22 protein-coding genes and 1 tRNA gene are annotated in these 20,146 nt (G+C 71.2%); 8 read left to right on the top strand and 15 right to left on the bottom strand.

Going from position 1 to position 20,146, the window contains the following annotated elements; genetic code table 11:
• The first annotated feature begins 8 nt into the window (after positions 1–8).
• Positions 9–929 carry a prephenate dehydratase gene (pheA, locus tag AB0K28_RS12370; RefSeq protein ID WP_364368467.1) on the top strand — a complete coding sequence of 307 codons (921 nt, stop codon included), beginning with the start codon at positions 9–11 and terminating at the stop codon, positions 927–929.
• A gap of 113 nt (positions 930–1,042) precedes the next feature.
• Complete coding sequence (serS, locus tag AB0K28_RS12365; RefSeq protein ID WP_364368465.1) at positions 1,043–2,305, top strand: serine--tRNA ligase; 1,263 nt, start codon at positions 1,043–1,045, stop codon at positions 2,303–2,305.
• Positions 2,306–2,309: 4 nt separating this feature from the next.
• On the opposite strand, the gene AB0K28_RS12360 is transcribed toward serS, so the two are convergent.
• Both AB0K28_RS12360 and AB0K28_RS12355 read right to left on the bottom strand, forming a co-directional pair.
• Positions 2,310–3,863, bottom strand: coding sequence for a hypothetical protein (locus AB0K28_RS12360; RefSeq protein WP_364368462.1), 1,554 nt, complete (start codon positions 3,861–3,863; stop codon positions 2,310–2,312).
• A 187-nt stretch (positions 3,864–4,050) separates the two neighbouring features.
• Complete coding sequence (locus tag AB0K28_RS12355) at positions 4,051–4,254, bottom strand: cold-shock protein (protein ID WP_043619750.1); 204 nt, start codon at positions 4,252–4,254, stop codon at positions 4,051–4,053.
• A gap of 223 nt (positions 4,255–4,477) precedes the next feature.
• On the opposite strand from AB0K28_RS12355, the gene AB0K28_RS12350 reads away from it, so the two are divergent.
• Positions 4,478–5,275 (top strand): Cof-type HAD-IIB family hydrolase, encoded by a 798-nt coding sequence (locus AB0K28_RS12350; RefSeq protein WP_364368459.1) that lies wholly within the window; start codon positions 4,478–4,480, stop codon positions 5,273–5,275.
• Between the two features lie 30 nt (positions 5,276–5,305).
• Here AB0K28_RS12350 and AB0K28_RS12345 read toward each other — a convergent pair whose 3' ends face one another.
• Together AB0K28_RS12345 and AB0K28_RS12340 are read right to left on the bottom strand one after the other, a co-directional pair.
• The gene (locus tag AB0K28_RS12345) at positions 5,306–5,818 is read right to left on the bottom strand and encodes a bacterial proteasome activator family protein (protein ID WP_364368456.1); all 513 of its coding nucleotides are present in this window, start codon (positions 5,816–5,818) and stop codon (positions 5,306–5,308) included.
• A gap of 5 nt (positions 5,819–5,823) precedes the next feature.
• Positions 5,824–6,780: an NAD(P)H-quinone oxidoreductase gene (locus AB0K28_RS12340; protein WP_345393538.1), complete on the bottom strand. Its 957-nt coding sequence runs from the start codon at positions 6,778–6,780 to the stop codon at positions 5,824–5,826.
• 201 nt (positions 6,781–6,981) lie between these two features.
• Here AB0K28_RS12340 and AB0K28_RS12335 point away from each other — a divergent pair, with 201 nt between their 5' ends.
• On the top strand, positions 6,982–9,180 hold the full coding sequence (locus tag AB0K28_RS12335) for an AAA family ATPase (protein ID WP_364368453.1): 2,199 nt from the start codon (positions 6,982–6,984) through the stop codon (positions 9,178–9,180).
• Position 9,181: 1 nt separating this feature from the next.
• On the opposite strand, the gene AB0K28_RS12330 is transcribed toward AB0K28_RS12335, so the two are convergent.
• Positions 9,182–9,268, bottom strand: a tRNA-Ser gene (locus tag AB0K28_RS12330).
• A 24-nt stretch (positions 9,269–9,292) separates the two neighbouring features.
• On the opposite strand from AB0K28_RS12330, the gene AB0K28_RS12325 reads away from it, so the two are divergent.
• Complete coding sequence (locus tag AB0K28_RS12325; RefSeq protein WP_364368450.1) at positions 9,293–9,649, top strand: STAS domain-containing protein; 357 nt, start codon at positions 9,293–9,295, stop codon at positions 9,647–9,649.
• Here the strand turns inward: AB0K28_RS12325 and AB0K28_RS12320 are convergent.
• The 6 genes from AB0K28_RS12320 to AB0K28_RS12295 are packed head-to-tail and all read right to left on the bottom strand — an operon-like array spanning position 9,632 to position 14,216.
• The gene (locus AB0K28_RS12320; protein ID WP_364368447.1) at positions 9,632–10,477 is read right to left on the bottom strand and encodes an NUDIX domain-containing protein; all 846 of its coding nucleotides are present in this window, start codon (positions 10,475–10,477) and stop codon (positions 9,632–9,634) included. The genes AB0K28_RS12325 and AB0K28_RS12320 overlap by 18 nt on opposite strands.
• Before the next feature lie 12 nt (positions 10,478–10,489).
• Complete coding sequence (locus AB0K28_RS12315) at positions 10,490–11,224, bottom strand: M15 family metallopeptidase (protein WP_364368445.1); 735 nt, start codon at positions 11,222–11,224, stop codon at positions 10,490–10,492.
• A gap of 29 nt (positions 11,225–11,253) precedes the next feature.
• A complete protein-coding gene (locus AB0K28_RS12310; protein WP_345393553.1) occupies positions 11,254–11,730 on the bottom strand; it encodes a universal stress protein in 477 nt (158 codons plus the stop codon).
• Between the two features lie 13 nt (positions 11,731–11,743).
• Entirely contained in the window at positions 11,744–11,980 is a 237-nt protein-coding gene (locus AB0K28_RS12305) for a hypothetical protein (protein ID WP_345393556.1), read from the bottom strand.
• Complete coding sequence (locus AB0K28_RS12300; RefSeq protein ID WP_345393558.1) at positions 11,977–12,411, bottom strand: hypothetical protein; 435 nt, start codon at positions 12,409–12,411, stop codon at positions 11,977–11,979. The genes AB0K28_RS12305 and AB0K28_RS12300 overlap by 4 nt, the downstream gene beginning before the upstream one ends.
• Positions 12,408–14,216, bottom strand: a complete 1,809-nt coding sequence (locus tag AB0K28_RS12295; RefSeq protein WP_364368440.1) for an MDR family MFS transporter — start codon at positions 14,214–14,216, stop codon at positions 12,408–12,410. The genes AB0K28_RS12300 and AB0K28_RS12295 overlap by 4 nt, the downstream gene beginning before the upstream one ends.
• A gap of 99 nt (positions 14,217–14,315) precedes the next feature.
• Between AB0K28_RS12295 and AB0K28_RS12290 the strand changes: the two genes are divergently transcribed.
• From AB0K28_RS12290 to AB0K28_RS12280, 3 genes are all read left to right on the top strand, one after another.
• Positions 14,316–14,876 carry a TetR family transcriptional regulator gene (locus AB0K28_RS12290; RefSeq protein WP_364368437.1) on the top strand — a complete coding sequence of 187 codons (561 nt, stop codon included), beginning with the start codon at positions 14,316–14,318 and terminating at the stop codon, positions 14,874–14,876.
• A 139-nt stretch (positions 14,877–15,015) separates the two neighbouring features.
• Positions 15,016–16,365: a glycoside hydrolase family 6 protein gene (locus tag AB0K28_RS12285; RefSeq protein WP_364368434.1), complete on the top strand. Its 1,350-nt coding sequence runs from the start codon at positions 15,016–15,018 to the stop codon at positions 16,363–16,365.
• A gap of 124 nt (positions 16,366–16,489) precedes the next feature.
• Positions 16,490–17,470 (top strand): LLM class flavin-dependent oxidoreductase, encoded by a 981-nt coding sequence (locus AB0K28_RS12280; protein WP_364368431.1) that lies wholly within the window; start codon positions 16,490–16,492, stop codon positions 17,468–17,470.
• Here the strand turns inward: AB0K28_RS12280 and AB0K28_RS12275 are convergent.
• The 4 genes from AB0K28_RS12275 to AB0K28_RS12260 all read right to left on the bottom strand — a co-directional run bounded on the left by AB0K28_RS12275 (position 17,467) and on the right by AB0K28_RS12260 (position 20,077).
• Positions 17,467–17,865: a MerR family transcriptional regulator gene (locus tag AB0K28_RS12275; RefSeq protein WP_364368428.1), complete on the bottom strand. Its 399-nt coding sequence runs from the start codon at positions 17,863–17,865 to the stop codon at positions 17,467–17,469. The two genes, AB0K28_RS12280 and AB0K28_RS12275, sit on opposite strands and share 4 nt — an antisense overlap.
• 9 nt (positions 17,866–17,874) lie before the next feature.
• Positions 17,875–18,243: an SDR family oxidoreductase gene (locus AB0K28_RS12270; RefSeq protein ID WP_364368425.1), complete on the bottom strand. Its 369-nt coding sequence runs from the start codon at positions 18,241–18,243 to the stop codon at positions 17,875–17,877.
• 312 nt (positions 18,244–18,555) lie between these two features.
• Positions 18,556–18,993 (bottom strand): hypothetical protein, encoded by a 438-nt coding sequence (locus AB0K28_RS12265; RefSeq protein WP_364368422.1) that lies wholly within the window; start codon positions 18,991–18,993, stop codon positions 18,556–18,558.
• Positions 18,994–19,003: 10 nt separating this feature from the next.
• Positions 19,004–20,077, bottom strand: a complete 1,074-nt coding sequence (locus tag AB0K28_RS12260) for a DUF6745 domain-containing protein (protein ID WP_364368419.1) — start codon at positions 20,075–20,077, stop codon at positions 19,004–19,006.
• Positions 20,078–20,146: the final 69 nt, after the last annotated feature.

Genomic DNA, 20,146 nt, shown 5'->3' with positions numbered 1-20,146 from the left:
CTGGACGCATGCCCAGACTCGCCTATCTCGGACCGGAAGGCACCTTCACCGAAGAGGCCCTGCGGCTCCTCGATCCCACGGCAGACCGGCTGCCCTGCGCCAACGTGAGCGCCGCGCTCAACGCCGCGCGCTCCGGCGACGCCGACGGCGCCGTCGTGCCGCTGGAGAACTCGATCGAGGGTGCGATCACCACGACGCTCGACGAGTTCGCGTGGGGCGAGCCGCTGGTGATCAACGCCGAGCTGCTGCTGCCGGTGCAGTTCTCGCTGCTGGCGCGGCCGGGCACCGAGATCCCTCACATCAAGCGGGTCTACACGCATCCCGCGGCCATCACCCAGTGCCGCGCGTTCGTCGCGCGCGAGCTGCCCGACGCCGTCGTGGTGTCCGCCCCCTCGACAGCGGCCGCGGCGCAGGAGGTGGCGCTGCCGGGCTCGCCGTACGACGCGGCCATCGCCGCCCGCATCGCCGGCGAGCACTACGGGCTGGTCGAGCTGGCCTCCGACATCGGCGACAGGTCCGACACGGTGACCAGGTTCGTCAAGGTCGCGCGGCCCGGGCCGCTGCCGCCGGCGACCGGGGCCGACCGCACCACGCTGGTGGTCTTCCTGGCCGACGACCACCCGGGCGCGCTGCTGGAGATGCTGACCGAGTTCTCGGTGCGCGGGGTCAACCTGACCCGCATCGAGTCCAGGCCCACCGGCGACGGCATCGGCCGCTACTTCTTCCACTTCGACTTCGAGGGCCACATCGCCGACGCGCGGGTGGGCGACGCCATCGCCGGCCTGCACCGCATCTGCGGCGAGGTGCGCTTCCTCGGCAGCTACCCGCGTGCCGACGGGCTGGTGCCGCAGATCAAGCGCGGCACCTCCGACTCCGACTTCGCCGAGGCCGCCGAGTGGCTGGCCAAGGTGCGCGCGGGCGAGATCTGACCTGGCGTGCCGTGCGGCCCGCCGGCGGGGCGCGGTCCAGGTCGTCGGCGGGTTTTCCGGGTGTCGGGGATAACGAGGGGCAGCGGGGGTCCGTACGCCGGTAGCCTTTCCTTGTGATTGACCTGCGTACCCTTCGTGAGGACCCCGACCGGCTACGGGCGTCGCAGCGTGCCCGCGGTGAGGACGACTCTGTCGTCGACACGCTGCTCGACCTCGACGAGCGCCGCCGATCCGCGCTGACCTCGTTCGAGTCTCTGCGCGCGGAGCAGAAGAGCATGGGCAAGTCGGTCTCCAAGGCGCAGGGCGAGGAGAAGGCCGCGCTGCTCCAGCGGGCCAAAGACCTCGCGAGTCAGGTCAAGGCCGCCGAGGCCGAGGCGGAAAAGCTGGGCGCCGAGCTCGACGGCGTGCTCCAGACGGTGCCCAACATCGTCGAGGAGGGCGCCCCGGCCGGCGGCGAGGACGACTACGTCGTGCTCGAGACGCACGGCGAGCCCCGGCAGTTCGACTTCGAGCCGAAGGACCACGTGGCCCTGGGCGAGGCGCTCGGCGCGATCGACATGGAGCGCGGCGCCAAGGTGTCGGGCGCCAGGTTCTTCTTCCTCAAGGGCGTCGGGGCGCGGCTGCAGCTCGGCCTGCTCAACATGGCGATGCAGCAGGCCATTGAGGCCGGGTTCACGCCGATGATCACGCCGGTGCTCGTCAAGCCCGAGACCATGCAGGGCACGGGCTTCCACGTGGCCCACGACAAGGAGATCTACCGGCTGCCCGACGACGACCTCTACCTCGTCGGCACCTCCGAGGTGTCGCTGGCCGGCTACCACGCCCAGGAGATCGTCGGCGGCGACGAGCTGCCGCTGCGCTACGCGGGCTGGTCGTCGTGCTTCCGCCGCGAGGCGGGCTCGTACGGCAAGGACACCAGGGGCATCATCAGGGTGCACCAGTTCGACAAGGTCGAGATGTTCTCGTACGTACGGCCCGAGGACGCCCACGAGGAGCACCTGCGGCTGCTCGCCTGGGAGAAGGAGATGCTGGCCAAGATCGAGGTCCCCTACCGGATCATCGACACGGCGGCCGGCGACCTCGGCATGTCGGCGGCCAGGAAGTTCGACTGCGAGGCCTGGATCCCGACCCAGGGCCGCTACCGCGAGCTGACCTCGACGTCCAACTGCACCGAGTTCCAGGCCCGCAGGCTCGCCGTCCGCTACCGCGACAAGGACGGCAAGCCGCAGCACCTGGCCACGCTCAACGGCACGCTGGCCACGACCCGCTGGATCGTGGCCATTCTGGAGAACCACCAGCAGGCCGACGGCTCCGTGGTGGTTCCCGCGGCGCTGCGGCCGTACGTCGGGCTCGATGTCCTGGAGCCCCCCAAGTAGGTGCTCAGAGCCCCGCCGAGGAGCGTTGCTCCTCGGCGCGGGCGTCGCGCCTGACCAGCAGGGCGCCCGCGACCAGCACCGCCGCCGTCAGGAGCACGGCCAGGGCGACGGCCATCTGGTACGACGCCAGGGAACCGTCGGCCCAGGCCCTGAAGGGCAGCGAGACGGCGGCGTAGACCAGCGGAGCCCCGAGCACGCCGGTCAGGACGGGCACCTTGCGCGGCCGTCCTGCGACCGCCAGCCCCAGGCAGACCGGGGCGCCCAGCACCGCTGCCAGAAGTCCGCCCGTGCCCATGAGCATCGAGACCTCCTGGTTCGCCGGCATCGACGCGTGGTCGAACCAGGGTGTGAGCGCCGCCGCGAACCCGGCGCAGGTGACGGCGGCGATGCCCAGATACGTACGCCCGTAGCGGCGCAGGCCAGCCCCCATGAAGCCGAACAGCGCGCACGCGGCCAGGGCCCAGGCCCAGACGAGTTCGCCGCGCAGCGGGACTTCAGGGGCCTCCTCGGGCAGGGAGACGCGGCGCCACGTCCCTGAGACGTCGCGGACCACGACCGAGTCGGGGCCGCCGGCGACGACCACGATGTGGCCGCCGGGCCTGGCCTGCACGGCCAAGGTGGTGGGGAAGCCGGAGGGGTCGTCGTAGCGCCTGCTGAGGCGTTCGATGTCGTCCGACGACAGGCGCCAGGACGGTCGCCAGGCGCTGCCGCCGTCGTCCGACTGCTCGACGCCCTTGCGGTCCTCCGTCACGCGGTAACACCGGGTGGCCTGCTTCGGCACGCACTGGGCGGTCTGGCCCTTCCTCTCCTTGTCCGCGGTGCTCTCCGACCATGTGCGGCCGCCGTCCTCCGAGGTCCACACGGTGTGCGGCCAGGTGTGGACGGCGATGCGGTCCTGGTCGTCCACCGTGACGGAGCCGACGTACGGGGTGGGCGGGGCCGCCGAGGTCGCGGTCACCGCGAGCACGGCCAGGGGCATCGTCACCGCGAACCGCCAGCGGGCGGCGGGCGGGCGGCGGAGGCTGTGGGCGCGTACCCACCAGGCGAGGGCGAGGGCCGGCAGCGCCAGGAGGTCCGTAGGATCGGCCAGGACGCGCGACGGGCCCGCGAGGAAGGTCCAGGCATGGGAGGCGGCCTCAGCGCCCGTCTCCGTCGTTTTGACGGCCGCGAAGAGCACCCCGGTCACCACGACCGCCACCCCGTCACTCCCCACCCACGGCCCCCCGGACCGCACGAAGCGGGAAAGCCGGCGCAGCGGCCCGACCGAGGAGGGGTGGTGGCCGCTTCCGGAGAGGTGGGAGGGGCGCCGATCGGAGCGGCCGCTCCGGGAGGACCGGGCTCCTCCGGGGAGCCGCCGCAGGAAGCGCCGCAGCCGCTCAGGGAGTCGTCGGTCGAGACCGTGGAGCAGGCGTTTCGTGAGGGCTGCTGCGGGGCGGGTCAGGAGGAGGGCGACGAGGGCGGGGGCCACGAGCAGGCCGGCCACGTCGCTGAGCTTGCCCGTCACGACCCCGGGAAAGGCCGCTTTGAGCAGGTGGTCGTTGACCAAGAGCACGAGCACCCCGGCAACCGTCACGGGGTGGCACAGCCACGCGTACCTCATACCCAGGTTGACCGCTCGGGGGACGGGGCGGTTCAAGGGTCATGTGAGTCGAGTCACAGCCGTGACCAATCCGACATCACGCTCGACACAAGCAAAAGACCGGAGCCCGCTGGAAGCGAACTCCGGTCTGTCTCGCTGCTACAGGTCAGATGGCTCGGACCTGAGAGGCCTGCGGCCCCTTCTGGCCCTGCGTGATCTCGAACTCGACCCGCTGGCCGTCTTCAAGGCTGCGGTAGCCGTTGCCGACGATCTCGGAGAAGTGCACGAACACGTCCGGCGCACCGCCGTCCGGGGCGATGAAGCCGAAGCCCTTCTCGGCGTTGAACCACTTGACGGTTCCCTGAGCCATAAAAGCTCTCCCTCAGGATGTGAATCTATGGGACCCACACCTCGTGGGTCCCGGTGTGTCGTACAGCAAGCACCCGGGGTGGCTCAGACAAAGTCATGCTGGTTTTCACTACGGGATCAGCTAATACAACGCCATCACATCTAACACCATTCTGGAGCGTTGGTGTTCCCCTCCCAACGAAGATTTCTGTCAGGCGGCATCACCGGGCAAACTGGAACCTGTTATGCGCAGCCTTCCCGCACCGCGTCTAGTGGCCACCGACCTCGACGGCACCGCGTTGCGTACGGACGGAACCGTGTCTCCCCGCACGGTCGCCGCCTTCGGCAAAGTCGAGGAATCAGGGGCGGTCCTGGCCTTCGTGACCGGGCGTCCGCCCCGGTGGATGGGCGGGGTGGCCAGTGCGGTACGTCACCGTGGCCTGGCGATCTGCGCGAACGGAGCGCTGATCTACGATCTCCATACCGAACGGATAGTGGAATCTCACCTCATCGGCATCGAGGTGCTCGAGGAAGTCGTCGCTCAGCTAAGAGCGAACGTGCCCGAACTCGTATTTTCGGTCGAGTATGAAGCCGGTTTTGCGCATGAGTCAGATTTCCGGCTCGGCGGGTTGGACCGGGCACTCGGAGCAGCGCGTGTGGAATCGGTCACTTCCCGTCCATGCGCCAAGTTGCTCGCCCTGCATCCCCGCATGAACGCCGACGAGCTCCACGCGGCCGTGGACGAACTGGTCGGCCATCTCGTGACCACCACCCACTCCAGTAGCAGAGGGCTGATCGAGATGAGCGCCCAGGGCGTGACCAAGGCCACCGCCCTGGCGGCGCTCGCGGAGCAGCTGGAGATCAAGCCATCGCAGACCGTCGCATTCGGCGACATGCCGAACGACCTGCCCATGCTGAGCTGGGCAGGCACGTCGTACGCGGTCGCCAACGCGCACCCTCGCGTGCTGGCGGCGGTCGATCACGTGACCGCGACCAACGACCACGACGGTGTCGCGCAGGTGATCGAGAAGCTCTACGCCTGACGGCGGAGCCCCGCAGGCCCTGAGAAGGGCCTACAGGTAGGGGCCGGAACCGCCGGGCGGCCGCTGCCCCTCGTCACCCGGCACCCCTGGCAGCGCCCTGCGCATCTGCTCCAACTGGGCGCGGGCGGCCATCTGCTGCGCGAACAGCGTGGTCTGGATGCCATGGAACAAGCCCTCGAGCCAGCCGACCAGCTGGGCGTGCGCGATGCGCAGCTCGGCGTCACTCGGCGGCGTGCCGTTGTCGTCGGTGAACGGAAGCGAGAGCCGCTCCAGCTCATCGACCAGCTCGGGCGCGAGACCGTCTTCGAGCTCCTTGATGGAGGACTCGTGGATCTCCTTCAGCCGCTTGCGGCTGGCCTCGTCGAGGGGAGCCGCGCGCACCTCCTCGAGGAGCTGACGGATCATGCTGCCGATACGCATCACCTTGGCGGGCTGCTCGACCAGGTTGGTGACCGAGCGGTCGTCTTCTCCACCATCGCCCTGACCTTGGAAATCAGGGCCCACCACCACGACGTGGGGGGTGTTGTTGTCCTCAGCATTCATAACACTCACCGTACTAGCAGGATCTTGCCGACGTGCTCCCCCGAATCCAACATTCGGTGAGCTTCGGCGGCGTCGGCCATGGGCACCTCGGCGTACACGACCGGACGTACGGCACCCGCTCCGACCAGGGGCCACACGTTGTCGACCACGCTGCGCACGATGGCGCCCTTCTCGTCGACGGGCCGCGAGCGCAGTGTCGTGGCGTGCACCGAGGCGCGCTTGGCCAGCAGCATGCCCAGGTTGAGCTCGGCCTTGGTGCCGCCCTGCATGCCGATGACCACCAGCCGGCCGCCGGTCTTGAGGGAACGGACGTTCTTGTCCAGGTATTTCGCGCCCATGATGTCGAGGATGACGTCGGCCCGCACCTTGTCGGTGAAGTCCTCCTCGCGGTAGTTGATCACCTCGTCGGCGCCCAGCTCCCTGGCCCGGTCGGCCTTCTCGGCCGAGCCGACGGTGGTGACGACGTGGCTGCCGAGCGCCTTGGCGAGCTGGATCGCGAACGTGCCGATGCCGCTGGCCCCGCCGTGGATGAGCAGCGTCTCGCCCCTGCGCAGCCGCCCGACCATGAAGACGTTGGACCAGACCGTGCAGGCCACCTCGGGCAGCCCGGCGGCCTCGCGCAGCGATACCTGGGAGGGCACCGGCATGACCTGCTGCCAGGGCGCGGCTACGCGCTCGGCGTAACCGCCGCCGGCGAGCAGCGCGCACACCTCGTCACCCGGCTTGAACTGCTCGACGTCCGCCCCTACCTCGGCCACCACGCCCGAGACCTCGAGCCCCGGGTACGGCGACGAACCCGGCGGCGGGTCGTAGAATCCCTGCCGCTGCAGCACGTCGGCGCGGTTGACCGCCGACGCCGTCACGTCGATCAGCACGTCTCCGCGCCCGACGTGGGGATCCGGCGCCTCGCGCCACTCCAGCACCTCTGGTCCGCCCGGTTCGACGATCTCAATGGCTCGCATGCGAACCACGGTAGCCGGGCAAAGAAGTTGTGGGTTGCCGGGCTGCGACCGAGCGGGTGGCGTTACCCTGCAATGTATTTGCTGCCCCTTTAGACCCACCCGAGGGGGAACACGGTGGCAAGACACGATCGAGAAGAATCTCTCGAGGAACAGCTCGCCTGGCTTGACGCGATCAAAGAGACGGAAGAGGCTCCCGTCTCCGTGAGCGCGCCGGCCGCCCCGGTCGACGAGCCGGTCGCGTCGCCGTACCCCCAAGACCCCTGGTCGCTCGTGCCGCAGCAGCACGAGACGCCGCCGCAGCCGCTGTTCAGGGCCGCGGTCGACTCCGCGTACGGTGGCCCGGCGGCGACCGAGGAGCGCTCGGCGAGCGACTCGGGCGAGTGGCCGGCCAGGTTCACGGCCGACGAGCCGCGGGCGAGCGCCGCGCCGAGCGTGGACGATCCGTTCCTCGCGCCGCTCAAGCCGCTGCCGCGGCCGGACGACACCGACACGTACGCGCTGCCGTTCACCCCGGCGGAGCCGGCCGGGAAGACCGAGGAGAGCACCTGGCCGCCCGCGTCCGACTGGCCTGGGCCCGATGACACGGTCCGGGTGGAGCCGCCGCAGGACAAGCCCGCCGCGGAGGACGAGAGCGCCCGAGAGCCGGCCAAGGAGACCAAGGACTCCGGGGCAACCGACACCCGGCCGCGCACCGAGCCTCCGGCTCAGGCCGACGACGCGGAGGAGCCGGCCCAGAAGAAGGCCGAGGAGCCGGAGGAGCAGCCGGCCGCGCGTGACGACCGTCCGAATTGGCCGCCCGACGTGTCCGAAACCCTGCCGCGCACCGAGCGCCCGCAGTGGGACGCCGCCGAGACGCCGGCCCCCGAGACCGAGGACGAGCGCCGGAGCGCGCCCGAGACCGACATCCCGCAGTGGGCCAAGGAGGGCTCGCAGTGGAGCCGCGAGCAGTCGGAGGGTCTCCCGCACTGGGACCGCCGCGCGGACGAGCAGCCCGCCGCCACCGAGCCGCCGGACCGGCCCACCAGCTGGGTCGACCCGCCGGAGAAGGCGCCGAGCTGGGGTAAGGCGGCCCAGGCGGACGAGACCCCGGCGGCCTGGACCCAGGACCCGGCCGCGAAGGACGAGACCCCGAGCTGGGACCAGAAGGACAAGACGCCTGGCTGGGGCCAGGACCCGAAGGACAAGCCGTCGGGCTGGGGCCGCGACCAGACGGAAGAGGCTCCTCGCTGGGACCAGGAGGACGCTCCCCAGTGGGGCAGGGAGCAGCCGGAAGAGCGCCCCCAGTGGGTACGCGACCAGCCGGAGGAGCGCCCCCAGTGGGCCGAGCAGCCGGAGGAGCGCCCCCAGTGGGCCGAGCAGCCCGAGTGGCGCCCGGCCGAGCGGGACATCCCCCCGGTGCGCCCGCCGCGCCGCCCGGCCCCCGTGCCCGTGTTCACGGCGCCGCCCAGGCCACCGGCGACCGGCAAGCCCACGGCCGAGAGCCTCGACCCGGAGTCCCTGCTACGCGGACGGCGTAACGCCCCCTCCAAGGGCTGGCGGCGCATCGTCTACAAGGCGTCGGGCGGCTGGATCAAGCCGGGCGAGCCCCCGGAGGTGCGCCGCCGCCGCGAGCTGGTGACCCGCGCCCGCACCCCGGTCACCGCGGGACACCACCGCGTCGCGGTGCTCAGCCTCAAGGGCGGCGTGGGCAAGACCACGACCACGGTCGGCCTCGGCGCGACGCTCGCGCAGGTGCGCGGCGACCGCGTGATCGCCGTCGACGCCAACCCCGACCGCGGCACGCTGTCGGACAAGCTGGAGCTGGAGACCTCGGCCACCGTACGCGACCTGCTGAACGAGCGTGACCAGGTCAAACGGTACGTCGACATCAGGGCGTTCACCTCGCAGGCCCCGTCGCGGCTGGAGGTGCTGGCCTCCGACCGCGACCCGTCGGTCTCCGAGGCGTTCAGCGGCGCCGACTACCAGGCTGTCTCCCAGGTGCTGGAGAACTTCTACTCGATCTGCATCACCGACTGCGGCACCGGCCTGCTGCACTCGGCGATGGGCGGCGTGCTGGGGCTCGCCGACCAGATCGTGCTGGTCAGCTCCCCGTCGGTGGACGGCGCCAGGGCGGCCTCGGCGACGCTCGACTGGCTGGAGGCCCACCACTACGGCGACCTGGTGAAGAACGCGACCGTGGTGCTGTGCAGCGTGCGGCCCAGGTCGAAGTCGGCGGTGGACATCAAGAAGCTGGAGGCCCATTTCGCCGCCAGGTGCCGCGCGGTGATCAGGGTGCCGTACGACCCGCATCTGGAGGAGGGCGCGGAGATCGACCTGGACCGGCTGCAGGAGCCGACCAGGGACGCCTATCTCCAGCTCGCCGCCAGCGTGGGCGACGGTTTCGCGGGGATCCGCGACTGAGCGGAGGGTGTGGGATTCGAACCCACGAGGCCATCGCTGACCTGGCCGCTTTCAAGGCGGCTGCACTCGTCCACTATGCGAACCCTCCTGTGCGGAAACCACGATAGCGGCTGTGGTGACAGGGGTGTACGTTCAGGTGGTGGCGGATCTCGACGTCGAGGTGCAGCGCGGCTCCCGCGACGCGCTCGTACGGCTGAGCGGTGACCTCGACAAGCTCACCGCGCCACTGCTCAAGGACACCCTGGTCGCGTTGTTCACCGAAGGCAGGGTGCAGGTGGTGATCGACGCCGGGCGGCTCGAGTTCTGCGACTCCAGCGGGTTGTGGGTGCTGGTGGAGCACCGGCGCAGGGTCGCCGCGCAGGCCGGGTCGCTGGGCATCGTGGGCGTCCACGGGGTCCTGCACCGGGTGCTCGACGTGACGGGGCTCAGGGCCGCCTTCGACCGGGTGGACCTACGCGGGCAGTTGTGAGAGCAGCCACTTGGGGCCGACGGTCTCGGCGCCCAGCTTCGCCACGCGTTCGCGCAGGCCACGATCCGCCGTGACGACGAGCAGGCGTTCCCAGATCCTGGCCCGGCGTACGACGTCCACGATCGCGTCGTCGCCGCTCCCCATGGCCGCGACCACCTGGATGCCGGGCACCTCGGGCGCGCTGCGTGCGGCGCCCTCCACGACGGCCACCATGCGCGGATACCACTGCGCCAGCACCGGATGGCTCAGCCGCAGCCTTGAGACGGCCTCCAGCAGCCGGGTGGCGGCGCCCAGGCGGTCGTTCCACCAGCCCCGCTCGGCCCGCGCGCCGACGATGTTGGCGACGTCGAGCACGAGAGTCTCGGGCTGGAGCGCGCCGCTGATGTCGTCCCAGGTGGCGGCGAAGCCCGGGTGCAGCTCGCGCTGGGGCACCTCGGGCAGGGCCAGCCAGCGCATCTCGTCGCTCTCCGAGTTGGCCGGCGCGGCGGCGATCAGCTCGGGCGACTCGGCGATGACGGTCTCGAACGCCCACCCGCCGTGGTCGTCGCGGTAGACGCCCTGGACGCGGAGCGCCTCCGCCCCCAGCGCGGCCTCCTCGTGGGCCTCGCGCAGCGCGCTGGTGACGGCGTCCTCATGGCTGTCGCGGGCGCCGCCGGGCAGCCCCCAGGTGCCGCCGTGGTGGCAGCGCAGCGAGCGCTTCTGCAGGAGCACGTACGGGATGCCGCGATCGTCGTGGTGCACGACCAGGAGCCCGGACGCGCCGTGGACGCCCCAGTGCCGATGGCCTTGGGCGCATTCGGTCCAGCCGTCGCCGTCCTTCGCCGTCATGAGGGAATCCTCTCAGCCTCCGCCCTTGGAGAAGTGCTGGTAGTCCTTGGCGCCTGACCAGTAGCCACCCCACTCCCAGCCGACCTGGGCGAAGGTCTTGACGACCCGGTCGCCGGGATTAATCACACCTTTACCCTTCATTGGGCGCTTGGTGAACTTCTTCGCGTTGCGGTGGGCGGTGCCGCCGCTCGCGGTGACGTACGGGTTCTCCAGCGGGTTGACGTCGATGGCCTCGCCGTACGCGTGGTTCGACCAGTTGCTGGACCCCGTGGCCCGGCGGCAGTTGAAGGCCGAGGTGTTGTCGGCGTCGATCGAGTCGTAGTCGTCGGCCTTGTACGCGTCGACCAGCTTCATCTGCCTGATCGGCCAGCGGCGGTCGTACAGCTTCTTGAAGACCGTCTCGATGTCGTCGGTCACCGTCTTGCGCACGACCAGCTCACCGGTGTGCGGCTTGCCGTCGAACCCCCAGTACGACAGCGTCACCAGCCGCAGGTCGCGGTAGTGGACGGGGCACCCGGGGCGCCAGGAGTAGGGCAGGCGGTCGCGGGAGACGCGCGAGACCTTCGAGGTGAACGCGGGCGGCGCCGTCGGGCTGGGCGTCGCTGTGGAACGCTCCGACGTCGGCTCGGCGGTGGCAGTTACGGTGGCGGGCTCTCGCGGCGGGTCGGCGGAGGCCGCGGGCTCCTCCGCGGCCGCACACGCGGCGGACGCGAGCACCACGAACGCGATGGCGGCAGCACGCTTCATCTCGCCACCATATGCGACGTCGGGCCAGGTCAGGGCACTACCAGCACAGTACGGCGAGCTCGTTTCGCCAGGCTGGCCGCCACCGACCGCCGCCACGAGGAGCGGGAGCGGCCCACCACGATGGCGTCCGCCATGTACGTGCTGGCCAGCGCCTCGAGCTCGCGGGCCGCGTCACCGCGCAGGCTGACGAACCGCCACGGCACCCCGGCCCCGCGCAGTTCCTCCCTGAGGTCCTGGGTCAGGTCGGCCGCCGCGTCGGGGATGATGGGCGACCCGGCGAAGAACCACAGCGTCGAGGTGTTGAGCGCCTCGACGAAGGCGATCAGCAGGGCCGCGTCGTCCCTGCGGGCGAGCCCGGCCGCGTACGCGAGCGCGTTGCGGCTCGGGCCCGATCCGTCGAAGCCCACGACGAGCAGGCCGACGCCGTCCTTGCCGATCTCGAACCGCCCTTCGGGGAGCCTGCCTGCCAGCGGCTCCCACTGCGGGTCCGTGCCACTGCCGAACACGGCATCGCCCGCGTCAGACGTCGGCGTGCCTGCCGCGGTGCGCCAGCTCGCGCAGCGCGTCGGCCGCGTAGATCACCAGGGCCACGAACGAGATCCCGGCGAGGGCGCCGCCCAGCCAGAGGTCGTTGACGGTCGCGTCGGCGTATTCGGCGCCGCGCGGCTGGTAGCCGACCGCGAACGGGGCCGCGATCAGCCACAGGCCGCCGAGGAACAGCAGCACCAGGGCGCCCACGCCCAGTTTGGCCTTCAACGGTTGTCCTCCACTCCGACCAGGGAAGCCTTGCCGTTCTGGCGGTGCTCGCCACCGCCCGTACGGGTGTTGAGGTCCTCACGCAGCGCCTCCACGAGCGGGGCCAGCAGGCTCGCCAGCTCGGCGGAGGTGGCCTGCGGCCCGGCGGGAGCGACCGGCACGGGCTCAGGCTCCGGCTCTGGCTCGCGGCGCGGCTTCGGCACGACCAGGCCGCGCACCACCAGGTCCTCGTGAATGGCCGCCACGAAGGCGATCGCGCCCACGACGCCCACGACGGCCACGCCGAGGCCGGTGAAGAACTCCGACTGGGTGGCGTTCGTCCAGTCGGCGTCCTCCGGCTGCGTGCCGAGGGCGAAGGGCGCGATCATCTGCCACAGCCCGGCCATGACGGCCAGGGCCGCGGCGACGGCACCCACGAACTTGCGAATCATTGTGTGATTCCTCCTGAGACGAGGTCCTTCTGCGGTGGCGTGGCCTGCGCGATCAGGGCGCGCGAGGTGGGCCGCAGCACGCTCTGCGCGACCGACCTGGCCCGTTCGCGTTCCGAGCGGCCGTCGGGTGGCGCCATGTCGGCGACCGCGGTGAGCAGTGCCGAGCGCTCACCGTTGGCTCGCTCGATGCGCTGGGCGATGAGCTCCAGCAGCAGGCCCGCCAGGACGAGGTCGTCCTTGCTGAGCGGTTGAGGGGTGGGTGCCGCGGGCGCGGCCGAGCCGCGCAGCGGCAGCTCCTTGAGGAAGATCGTGGCGACGAAGCCGAGCAGCGCGATCGGCACGCCCACGATGAACACCGTCTCCAGGCCCCGCGTGAACGACTCCAGCACGATGTTCTTGACCGGCCCTGGAAGGTGCTGGATGGCCTCGGGGCTGCCGAGCTTGACGTCACCGCCGCCGGGGAGCTTGATGCCGGCCGCCGCCAGCATCGCGGCCATCTCGTCCTTGAGCCGGCCGGTGAGGATCGCGCCGAACGCGGCCACGCCGACGGCGCCGCCCAGGGAGCGGAAGAACGACACGCCTGACGTGGTCGAGGCCATGTCACGCAGCTCGGAGCCGTTCTGCGCGGCCAGGATGAGCATCTGCATGGACAGGCCGAGGCCGGTGCCCAGGACCGCGACGTCGAAGCCGATGAGCCACTCGCTGGAGTCGACGTGCAGCCTGGACAGCAGGAACAGCCCGATGGCCACGATGAGCAGGCCCGCCACGGGGAAGATCTTCCACCGCCCGGTCTGGGTGACGATCTTCCCGGAGATGACGCCGGCCAGGAACAGCGCTATGACCATCGGCAGCGTCATCAGGCCCGAGTTGGTCGGGCTGAGCCCCTTGACGATCTGCAGGTACTGCGGCAGGTAGATCATCGCGCCGAACATCGCCATGCCGACGAACAGCGAGGCGAGGCTGGTGAGGACGAACGTCCTGTTGCGGAACAGCCGCGGCGGCAGGATCGGGTTGCGCGCGGTCCGCTCCGAGAGCACGGCCAGCGCCAGCATGAGCAGCGCGGTGGCGGCGAGCACGTACGTCCAGGGCGAGTTCCACTCGAACTCGTTGCCCCCGAGGGTCAGCAACAGCATCAGCGCGCTCGCGCTGGCCGTGATCGTCGTGGCGCCCCAGATGTCGATCGAGGTCTTCCGCTTGATCCGCGGCAGCTTGAGCACCTTCTGGATGACGAAGAACGACACCAGGGCGAACGGCACGACCACGTAGAAGCACCAGCGCCAGCCCAGCCACTCGGTGTCCACGATGAACCCGCCCAGCAACGGCCCCGCGACCGTCGAGATGCCGAAGACGGCGCCCATGTAGCCGGAGTAGCGGCCACGCTCGCGCGGCGAGACGATGTCCCCCAGGATCACCTGCGACAGAGCCGACAGACCACCGACGCCCAGGCCCTGGATGGCACGCGCGGCGATGAGCTGCCCCATGTTCTGCGACATGCCGGCCACCGCCGAGGCCGCCACGAACAGCACCAGAGCACTCTGGAAGAGCAGCTTGCGCCCGAAGACGTCGGACAGCTTGCCCCACAACGGCGTCGAGACCGTCATCGTCAGCATGGTCGCGCTGGCGACCCATGAGTACTGGTCCTGACCGCCTAGTTCCCCCACGATCGTCGGCAGCGCGGTACCCACCACGGAAGTCGAGATCATCGAGGTCAGCATGGCGAGCATGAGCCCGGACAGAACCTCGAGGATCTCGCGGTGGGTGTAGTGCCGCTTCGCGGGGGACGCGGCCGGTGCGTGCGCTACCAAGACAACACCACATCCCCTTCGTTCATTTTTGTCCTCGACGAGTATACGTCCGTTTACTAGCCGCGCGGTAAGTGGGTGACCGCCGAGTAGAGTGCGGGCATGAGTCCCCAGGTGACTGAGGCCAGGCCGCGCGACCGCGAGGCCACCCGGGAGCGGATCCTCCAGGCAGCCCGCGCGCTCTTCGGCGAGCAGGGCTACGAGCAGGTGACCGTACGCATGATCGCGGCGGCGGCCGAGGCCAACATCGCGCTGGTCGGCCGCTACTTCGGATCCAAGGCCGGCCTGTTCGGCGCCGTGCTGCAGGGCGAGCCGAGGTTCGGCGCCCTGTACGAGGGCGACGCCGAGGACCTGCCCAGGCGGCTGGCCGAGTACGCCGCCGAGCGCATGCACCAGCCGCCGGACAGCCCCATCCTGCGCACACTCGAACGCTCGGCCATGCACCCCGAGGTGCACGCCGTGGCCAGGGAGCGGCTGATCACGGCGGTGCTGGAGCCGCTGGTCGCCCGGCTTGAGGGGCCCGACGCCCGCGCGCGGGCCCGCATGGCCACCGCGGTCCTGCTCGGCATCGGCGCGACGCGCCGCCGCCTCGGCCCCCAGCAGCCCACGCCGGAGGACGTCGACCGGCTCACCGCCGTCTTCGAGGCGTGCCTGGCCGGCTGAAAGTTTCACCGCCCGCACCCGCTCCGACCTGCGGCGCAGGGTTCGGGAGCGATCCGATGTCTTTGTCATGTACGGGGGCGCTTTCTACGATCCACGGAAGCCCGTGGGAGCGCTCCCACATGACGGACGGAGATCGTTCATGTCTCGCAGAAGGCCCGTGTTGGCGGTGCTCCTCACAGCGGCCGCCATGGCCGCGGCGGGGGCGGTCGTCGTCGCCGCCTCGTCGTCCACCGCCCAGGCCGCCGACTCCGCTTTCTACGTCGATCCCCAGACCAACGCCGCCAAGTGGGTGGCGGCCAACCCGGGCGACAGCCGGGCGGCGGTGATCAGGGACCGGATCGCGGCCGTGCCGCAGGGCCGCTGGTTCGCCACCTACAACCCGAGCACCGTACGCAGCCAGGTGGACGCGTACGTCGGCGCCGCCGCAGCGGCCGGCAAGATCCCGATCATGGCCGTGTACGCCATGCCCAACCGCGACTGCGGAGGCCCCAGCGCGGGCGGCGCCCCCGACCACGCCTCCTACCGCGCCTGGATCGACCAGATCGCCGCCGGGCTCGGCGGCCGGCCGGCCACGATCGTGCTGGAGCCCGACGCCCTGGCCATCATGACCAACTGCATGAACGGCTCGGAGCAGGCCGAGGTCAAGGCGTCCATGGCCTACGCCGGCAAGCGGCTCAAGGGCACGTCGTCGCAGGTCAAGGTGTACTTCGACATCGGCCACGACGCCTGGCTGTCCGCCTCGGAGGCCGCCTCCCGGCTCAACGGCGCCGACGTCGCCAACAGCGCCGACGGCATCGCGGTCAACACCTCCAACTACCGCTCGACGCCTGGGCTGGTGTCGTACGCGAAGAGCATCATCGCGGCGACCGGCGTCTCCAGGCTGAAGGCGGTCATCGACACCAGCCGCAACGGCAACGGCCCGGCCGGCAGCGAGTGGTGCGACCCGGGCGGCCGCGCCACCGGCATCTGGAGCACCACGGAGACCGGCGACTCCGCGATCGACGCCTACCTCTGGGTCAAGCCGCCCGGCGAGGCCGACGGGTGCATCGCGCAGGCCGGGCAGTTCGTGCCGCAGCGGGCGTACGACCTGGCCATGGCCGCGCCCGAGCCCACGGTCTCACCCACCGTCACCGTCTCGCCCACCGTCTCGCCCACCGTCTCGCCCACCGTCACGCCGACGACCGGGCCCGAGGGGTGCTCGGCGACGTTCAAGGCGATCAGCCAGTGGTCGGGCGGCATGCAGGGCGAGGTCACCGTCACCAACACCGGCGGCGCGGCCACCAGCGGCTGGCGGGTCGGCTGGACGCTGCCCTCCGGACAGACGATCTCCCAGCTGTGGAACGGCGACCTGTCCGTCAGCGGCGGATCGGTCACCGTCACCAACCTGAACTGGAACGGCAACATCGCCCCCGGCGCGACGACCACGTTCGGATTCATCGCGAGCGGCGGGTCCGGCGGCCCGTCCGGGCTCACCTGCGCCACCTCCTAGCGCTCACGCGCACCCGGCCGAGCCCCCGCCCGACGCCTGCGGGGGCTCGGCCCCATGAAATAACCGGGCAGGCGCCGCTGTTGACCACCACCAGGTCACCCCGCTCTGCGAAAGGCGCTCACTCATGGCTCTGCCGCTGTCCATCCTCGATCTGGCGCACATCGGCGAGGGCGAGACGGCCGCCGACAGCTTCGCCGCCAGCGTGACCCTCGCCCAGCGCGCTGAGGAGCTGGGCTACCAGCGCATCTGGTACGCCGAGCACCACAACATGGACAGCATCGCCTCCTCCGCCACGAGCGTGCTGATCGCCCACATCGCCGCCCACACCCGGACGATCCGCCTCGGCGCGGGCGGCGTCATGCTGCCCAACCACTCACCGCTGACCATCGCCGAACAGTTCGGCACCCTGGAGACGCTCCACCCCGGCCGCATCGACCTCGGTCTCGGCCGCGCGCCCGGCAGCGACCAGCAGACCATGCGCGCCCTGCGCCGCACGCCCTCGTCGGCCGACTCGTTCCCGCAGGACGTGCTGGAGCTGCAGGGCTACCTCACCGGCGAGACCCGCATCCCCGGCGTGCACGCCACCCCCGGCAGGGGCACCGACGTGCCGCTCTACATCCTCGGGTCCTCGCTGTTCGGCGCGCAGCTCGCCGCCGCGCTCGGCCTGCCGTACGCGTTCGCCTCCCACTTCGCGCCCGCCGCCCTGGAAGAGGCCGTCGCCCTCTACCGGCGCGACTTCAAGCCGTCGGCCCAGCTCGACCGGCCCCACGTGATCGCCGCGCTCAACGTCATCGCCGCCGACACCACCGAGGAGGCCGAGGAGCAGTTCCTGGCCTCCAAGCGGCTGCGGGTCACCCGGTTCCTCGGGCGCGGGCGCACGTTCACGGACGAAGAGGCCGACATGATCCTCGACTCCCCGGCGGGCCGGCAGCTCGTGCAGATGGCCAAATACTCGGCCGTCGGCGACCCGGCCGAGGTCAAGGCGTATGTCGACCGGTTCGCCGAGCACGCTCAGGCCGACGAGCTGATCGTGGCCTTCTCCGCGGTCGACAGGAAGGCGTGGCTGCGCTCGGCCGAGCTGCTCGCCGAGGTCCACGCCTCTTAAGGCCGGTAGGCGGGGTGGCGGGCGACCGCGCCGGGCCGCCGCGGCGTCCCGCCGCCTGCCAGGGCCCGTACGAGCCGGTCACGCACGGCACTCAGCTCGGCGATCCGCTCGTCCAGGTCCGCCACCTTCCTGGTCACCGCCTCGACGCTGGGCGGACAGGCCGGCCCCAGCGCCACGTCGTCGCCCTCCAGGCAGGGCAGGAAGCCGCGGACGTCCTGGGCGGTGAAGCCGTTGGACAGCAGGAGCCGGATGTTGCGGACCGTCGACACCGCGCCGCGGTCGTAGTGGCGGTAGCCGTTGGAGGTCCGTTCCGGCCGCAGCAGGCCCTGCTGCTCGTAGTAGCGCAGTGCCCTGACGGTGACGCCGCTCGCCCGCGCCAGCTCCCCGATCAGCATCGCTCCAGCCTATGCCTGCTGCCCCGCCGCCACGGAAAGGCCGCCGTCCACCCGGATCACGGCCCCGGTGAGGTACGCGGCCTCGGGGCGCGCCACGTTCACGATCCACCATGCGATCTCGGCGGGCCGGGCGATGCGGCCGAGCGGGATGCGTCCGGTGAGCCCCGCGCCCGCGGCGGCGATCTGCTCCTCGGGTCTTCCGCGGTACGCCGATCGATGGCCCCGAGCGCGGCCGGCTGGGTGATCGCCGCGTTGTTGACCAGGACGTCGTCCGGCCCAGCCGCCCCATCGCCGCCTCCACGATGCGCTCGGGCCCGTCGGGCGCCGCACTGTCGGCGGCGAACAGGTGCGACTCGGCGTCAAAACGCCGCACGACATCGCACGGTTCGGTAGTGTGTTCGACGGTGGTGATGACCAAGCCACTGGACGAACGATCGGAAACATCCTCGCCGCCGGGCTGGCGGAGAGGTGAAACGCCTGTGGAGCTGGTGTAAGACCTCAACGAGAGTTTCTTTCTCGGGCGGGCGACCGGCTGTGAAGCAGGAAGCCTCACGGGCGACCGTGGGAATCCCCCTCGTTCACGAGGTGGAGGATGTCAAGAACGTCCTCTCGTAGGTGAGTGGACGTGAAGCTGAACGTTGACCCGGGCGTCAGGGTCAAACCGCGGCCTGACGCCCGGGTGCGATTCCGCTAGTCGGCCACCAGGCGGGCGCGGCGGCCCTCGTGCTCGCGCTGGCGGCGCACCACGTACGTGCCGGGCGCGCAGCCCGAGCCGCCGTGCTCCGGATGCAGCAGATAGACCGGGGCCGAGGCGGAGAACACGCCGATCGCCAGGCCGTCGGCGTCCGAGACGTTCACCGTCCAGCGGCAGGTGCCCGGCTCGGCGACCAGCGTGTGCGGGTTGCCGCCCGCCGCGCCGCGCAGCAGCTCGACGCCCTCAGGGGGCACGGCCTGCCAGCGGGGGTCGTCGCGGATCTGCACCGACGCCGCCACCAGCCGCAGCGGCACCACGATGAGGTCGCCCTGGGCCTGCGGGCCGTCGAGCACGGGGATCTGGATCGACTGCTCCAGGTGGTCGAGCACGGTCAGGCCGGTCTGCCGGGCCAGCGTGGCCAGCGTCACTGTCATGAGCATCACCTCAGGTTCTGCGTAGGAGTTGGGCGTACTGCTCGCCGGACAGCCCGTACGTCCAGCCGGCGGCGGCGAGCGGATCGTCGAAGTAGCCGGGCACGGTGAGGCCGTACTGCCTGCGGCGGCCGTCGCGCTCGACCGAGCCGTTGACCGCGAGCAGCACCCGCGTGTCCCGGCGCATGTCGTAGAGGCGCAGCTCCGTGCCCGCGTTGCCGGGGTCGGGGGCGGTGGCGACCAGCCGCAGCTCGGCCCGCGCGATGTAGGCGGGCCAGCCGAGGCGTTCGATCGCGCAGCGCCTGACCTCGACGTTGGGCTCGGCGGAGATGCGCTCGGGGGTGGGGTCGTGGATCACCCAGGACGGGATCCTGGTGCCGTGCCAGGCGTAGGTGGCCCAGCCGTCGGCGTACCGTGCCGATGGGCCGTCCGCGTGGTGCGGGCGCTGCTCGCCGGTCGCCGTCCACGTCTCCGTGTGCAGCTCGGCGGGGCGTTCCGACATCACGCACACGTGCTCGGACGGCCACCACCAGTGGCACGCCGTGGCCACGGCCGTCCACATGTCCACCTGGCGTGCCAGCTCGGCGGGCAGCTCCACGCCGGCGATCCGGCGCAGCGCGTCGCAGTGGGCGATCCAGGAGACGCACACCGTGCGGTACCAGGTCTGGTGCCGCGACGCCTCGTTGTGCGCGAGCTCGACGGGCGGCAGCAGGCAGCGGCCGGCCGTGTTGAGGAGTGGCTGGTGCACCTCGCGGCGCAGCAGCACGTCGACCGGGCGTTGCGCCGGGCGTACGCGGGCGTGCACCGCCCCGTACACGCGGTGGCGCAGCGTCGCGAACCTGGCCGGCAGCGGCCACGCGTCCACTCGCTCGACGCTCTGCCCGGGCGGAAGCCCGGCGGGCACGGTCGCGAACGCGGCGGCAGGCGAGGTCACCCAGTGGAAACGGGGTGGGGACAGACCGATGAACCGGTAGAGATCGGAGACGGCGGCTTCTGCGGCCTTGCGGTCCGCGGGCCGCGTCGAGAGCGCGCGGCCCAGCCATCGGTCACGGAGCGAAGCAGCTTCCCGCTGCAGGATGTCGCTCACCGGGCGAGGGCGGAGGCGCCCTCCTTTCGCATGATCATGAAAGAAATGGTGACAGAAGGGGGCGCCCCA

The sequence above is a fragment of the Nonomuraea sp. NPDC049504 genome, from assembly GCF_040676845.1.
Classification (GTDB): Bacteria; Actinomycetota; Actinomycetes; order Streptosporangiales; family Streptosporangiaceae; genus Nonomuraea; species Nonomuraea salmonea.
The sequence above is the reverse complement of the archived record's forward strand: the minus strand, read 5'-3'. Positions and strand labels throughout refer to the sequence as shown.

Bases quoted from the DNA above. Each gene is read 5' to 3' on its own strand.
- AB0K28_RS12345 (WP_364368456.1), bottom strand. From the start codon at position 5,818: ATGAATGCTGAGGACAACAACACCCCCCACGTCGTGGTGGTGGGCCCT.
- AB0K28_RS12265 (WP_364368422.1), bottom strand. From the start codon at position 18,993: ATGACAGTGACGCTGGCCACGCTGGCCCGGCAGACCGGCCTGACCGTG.
- AB0K28_RS12355 (WP_043619750.1), bottom strand. From the start codon at position 4,254: ATGGCTCAGGGAACCGTCAAGTGGTTCAACGCCGAGAAGGGCTTCGGC.
- AB0K28_RS12320 (WP_364368447.1), bottom strand. From the start codon at position 10,477: ATGACGGCGAAGGACGGCGACGGCTGGACCGAATGCGCCCAAGGCCAT.
- AB0K28_RS12275 (WP_364368428.1), bottom strand. From the start codon at position 17,865: ATGCTGATCGGGGAGCTGGCGCGGGCGAGCGGCGTCACCGTCAGGGCA.
- pheA (WP_364368467.1), top strand. From the start codon at position 9: ATGCCCAGACTCGCCTATCTCGGACCGGAAGGCACCTTCACCGAAGAG.
- AB0K28_RS12280 (WP_364368431.1), top strand. From the start codon at position 16,490: ATGGCTCTGCCGCTGTCCATCCTCGATCTGGCGCACATCGGCGAGGGC.
- AB0K28_RS12270 (WP_364368425.1), bottom strand. From the start codon at position 18,243: ATGTCGTGCGGCGTTTTGACGCCGAGTCGCACCTGTTCGCCGCCGACA.
- AB0K28_RS12285 (WP_364368434.1), top strand. From the start codon at position 15,016: ATGTCTCGCAGAAGGCCCGTGTTGGCGGTGCTCCTCACAGCGGCCGCC.
- AB0K28_RS12340 (WP_345393538.1), bottom strand. From the start codon at position 6,780: ATGCGAGCCATTGAGATCGTCGAACCGGGCGGACCAGAGGTGCTGGAG.
- AB0K28_RS12315 (WP_364368445.1), bottom strand. From the start codon at position 11,224: ATGAAGCGTGCTGCCGCCATCGCGTTCGTGGTGCTCGCGTCCGCCGCG.
- AB0K28_RS12300 (WP_345393558.1), bottom strand. From the start codon at position 12,411: ATGATTCGCAAGTTCGTGGGTGCCGTCGCCGCGGCCCTGGCCGTCATG.
- AB0K28_RS12350 (WP_364368459.1), top strand. From the start codon at position 4,478: ATGCGCAGCCTTCCCGCACCGCGTCTAGTGGCCACCGACCTCGACGGC.
- AB0K28_RS12290 (WP_364368437.1), top strand. From the start codon at position 14,316: ATGAGTCCCCAGGTGACTGAGGCCAGGCCGCGCGACCGCGAGGCCACC.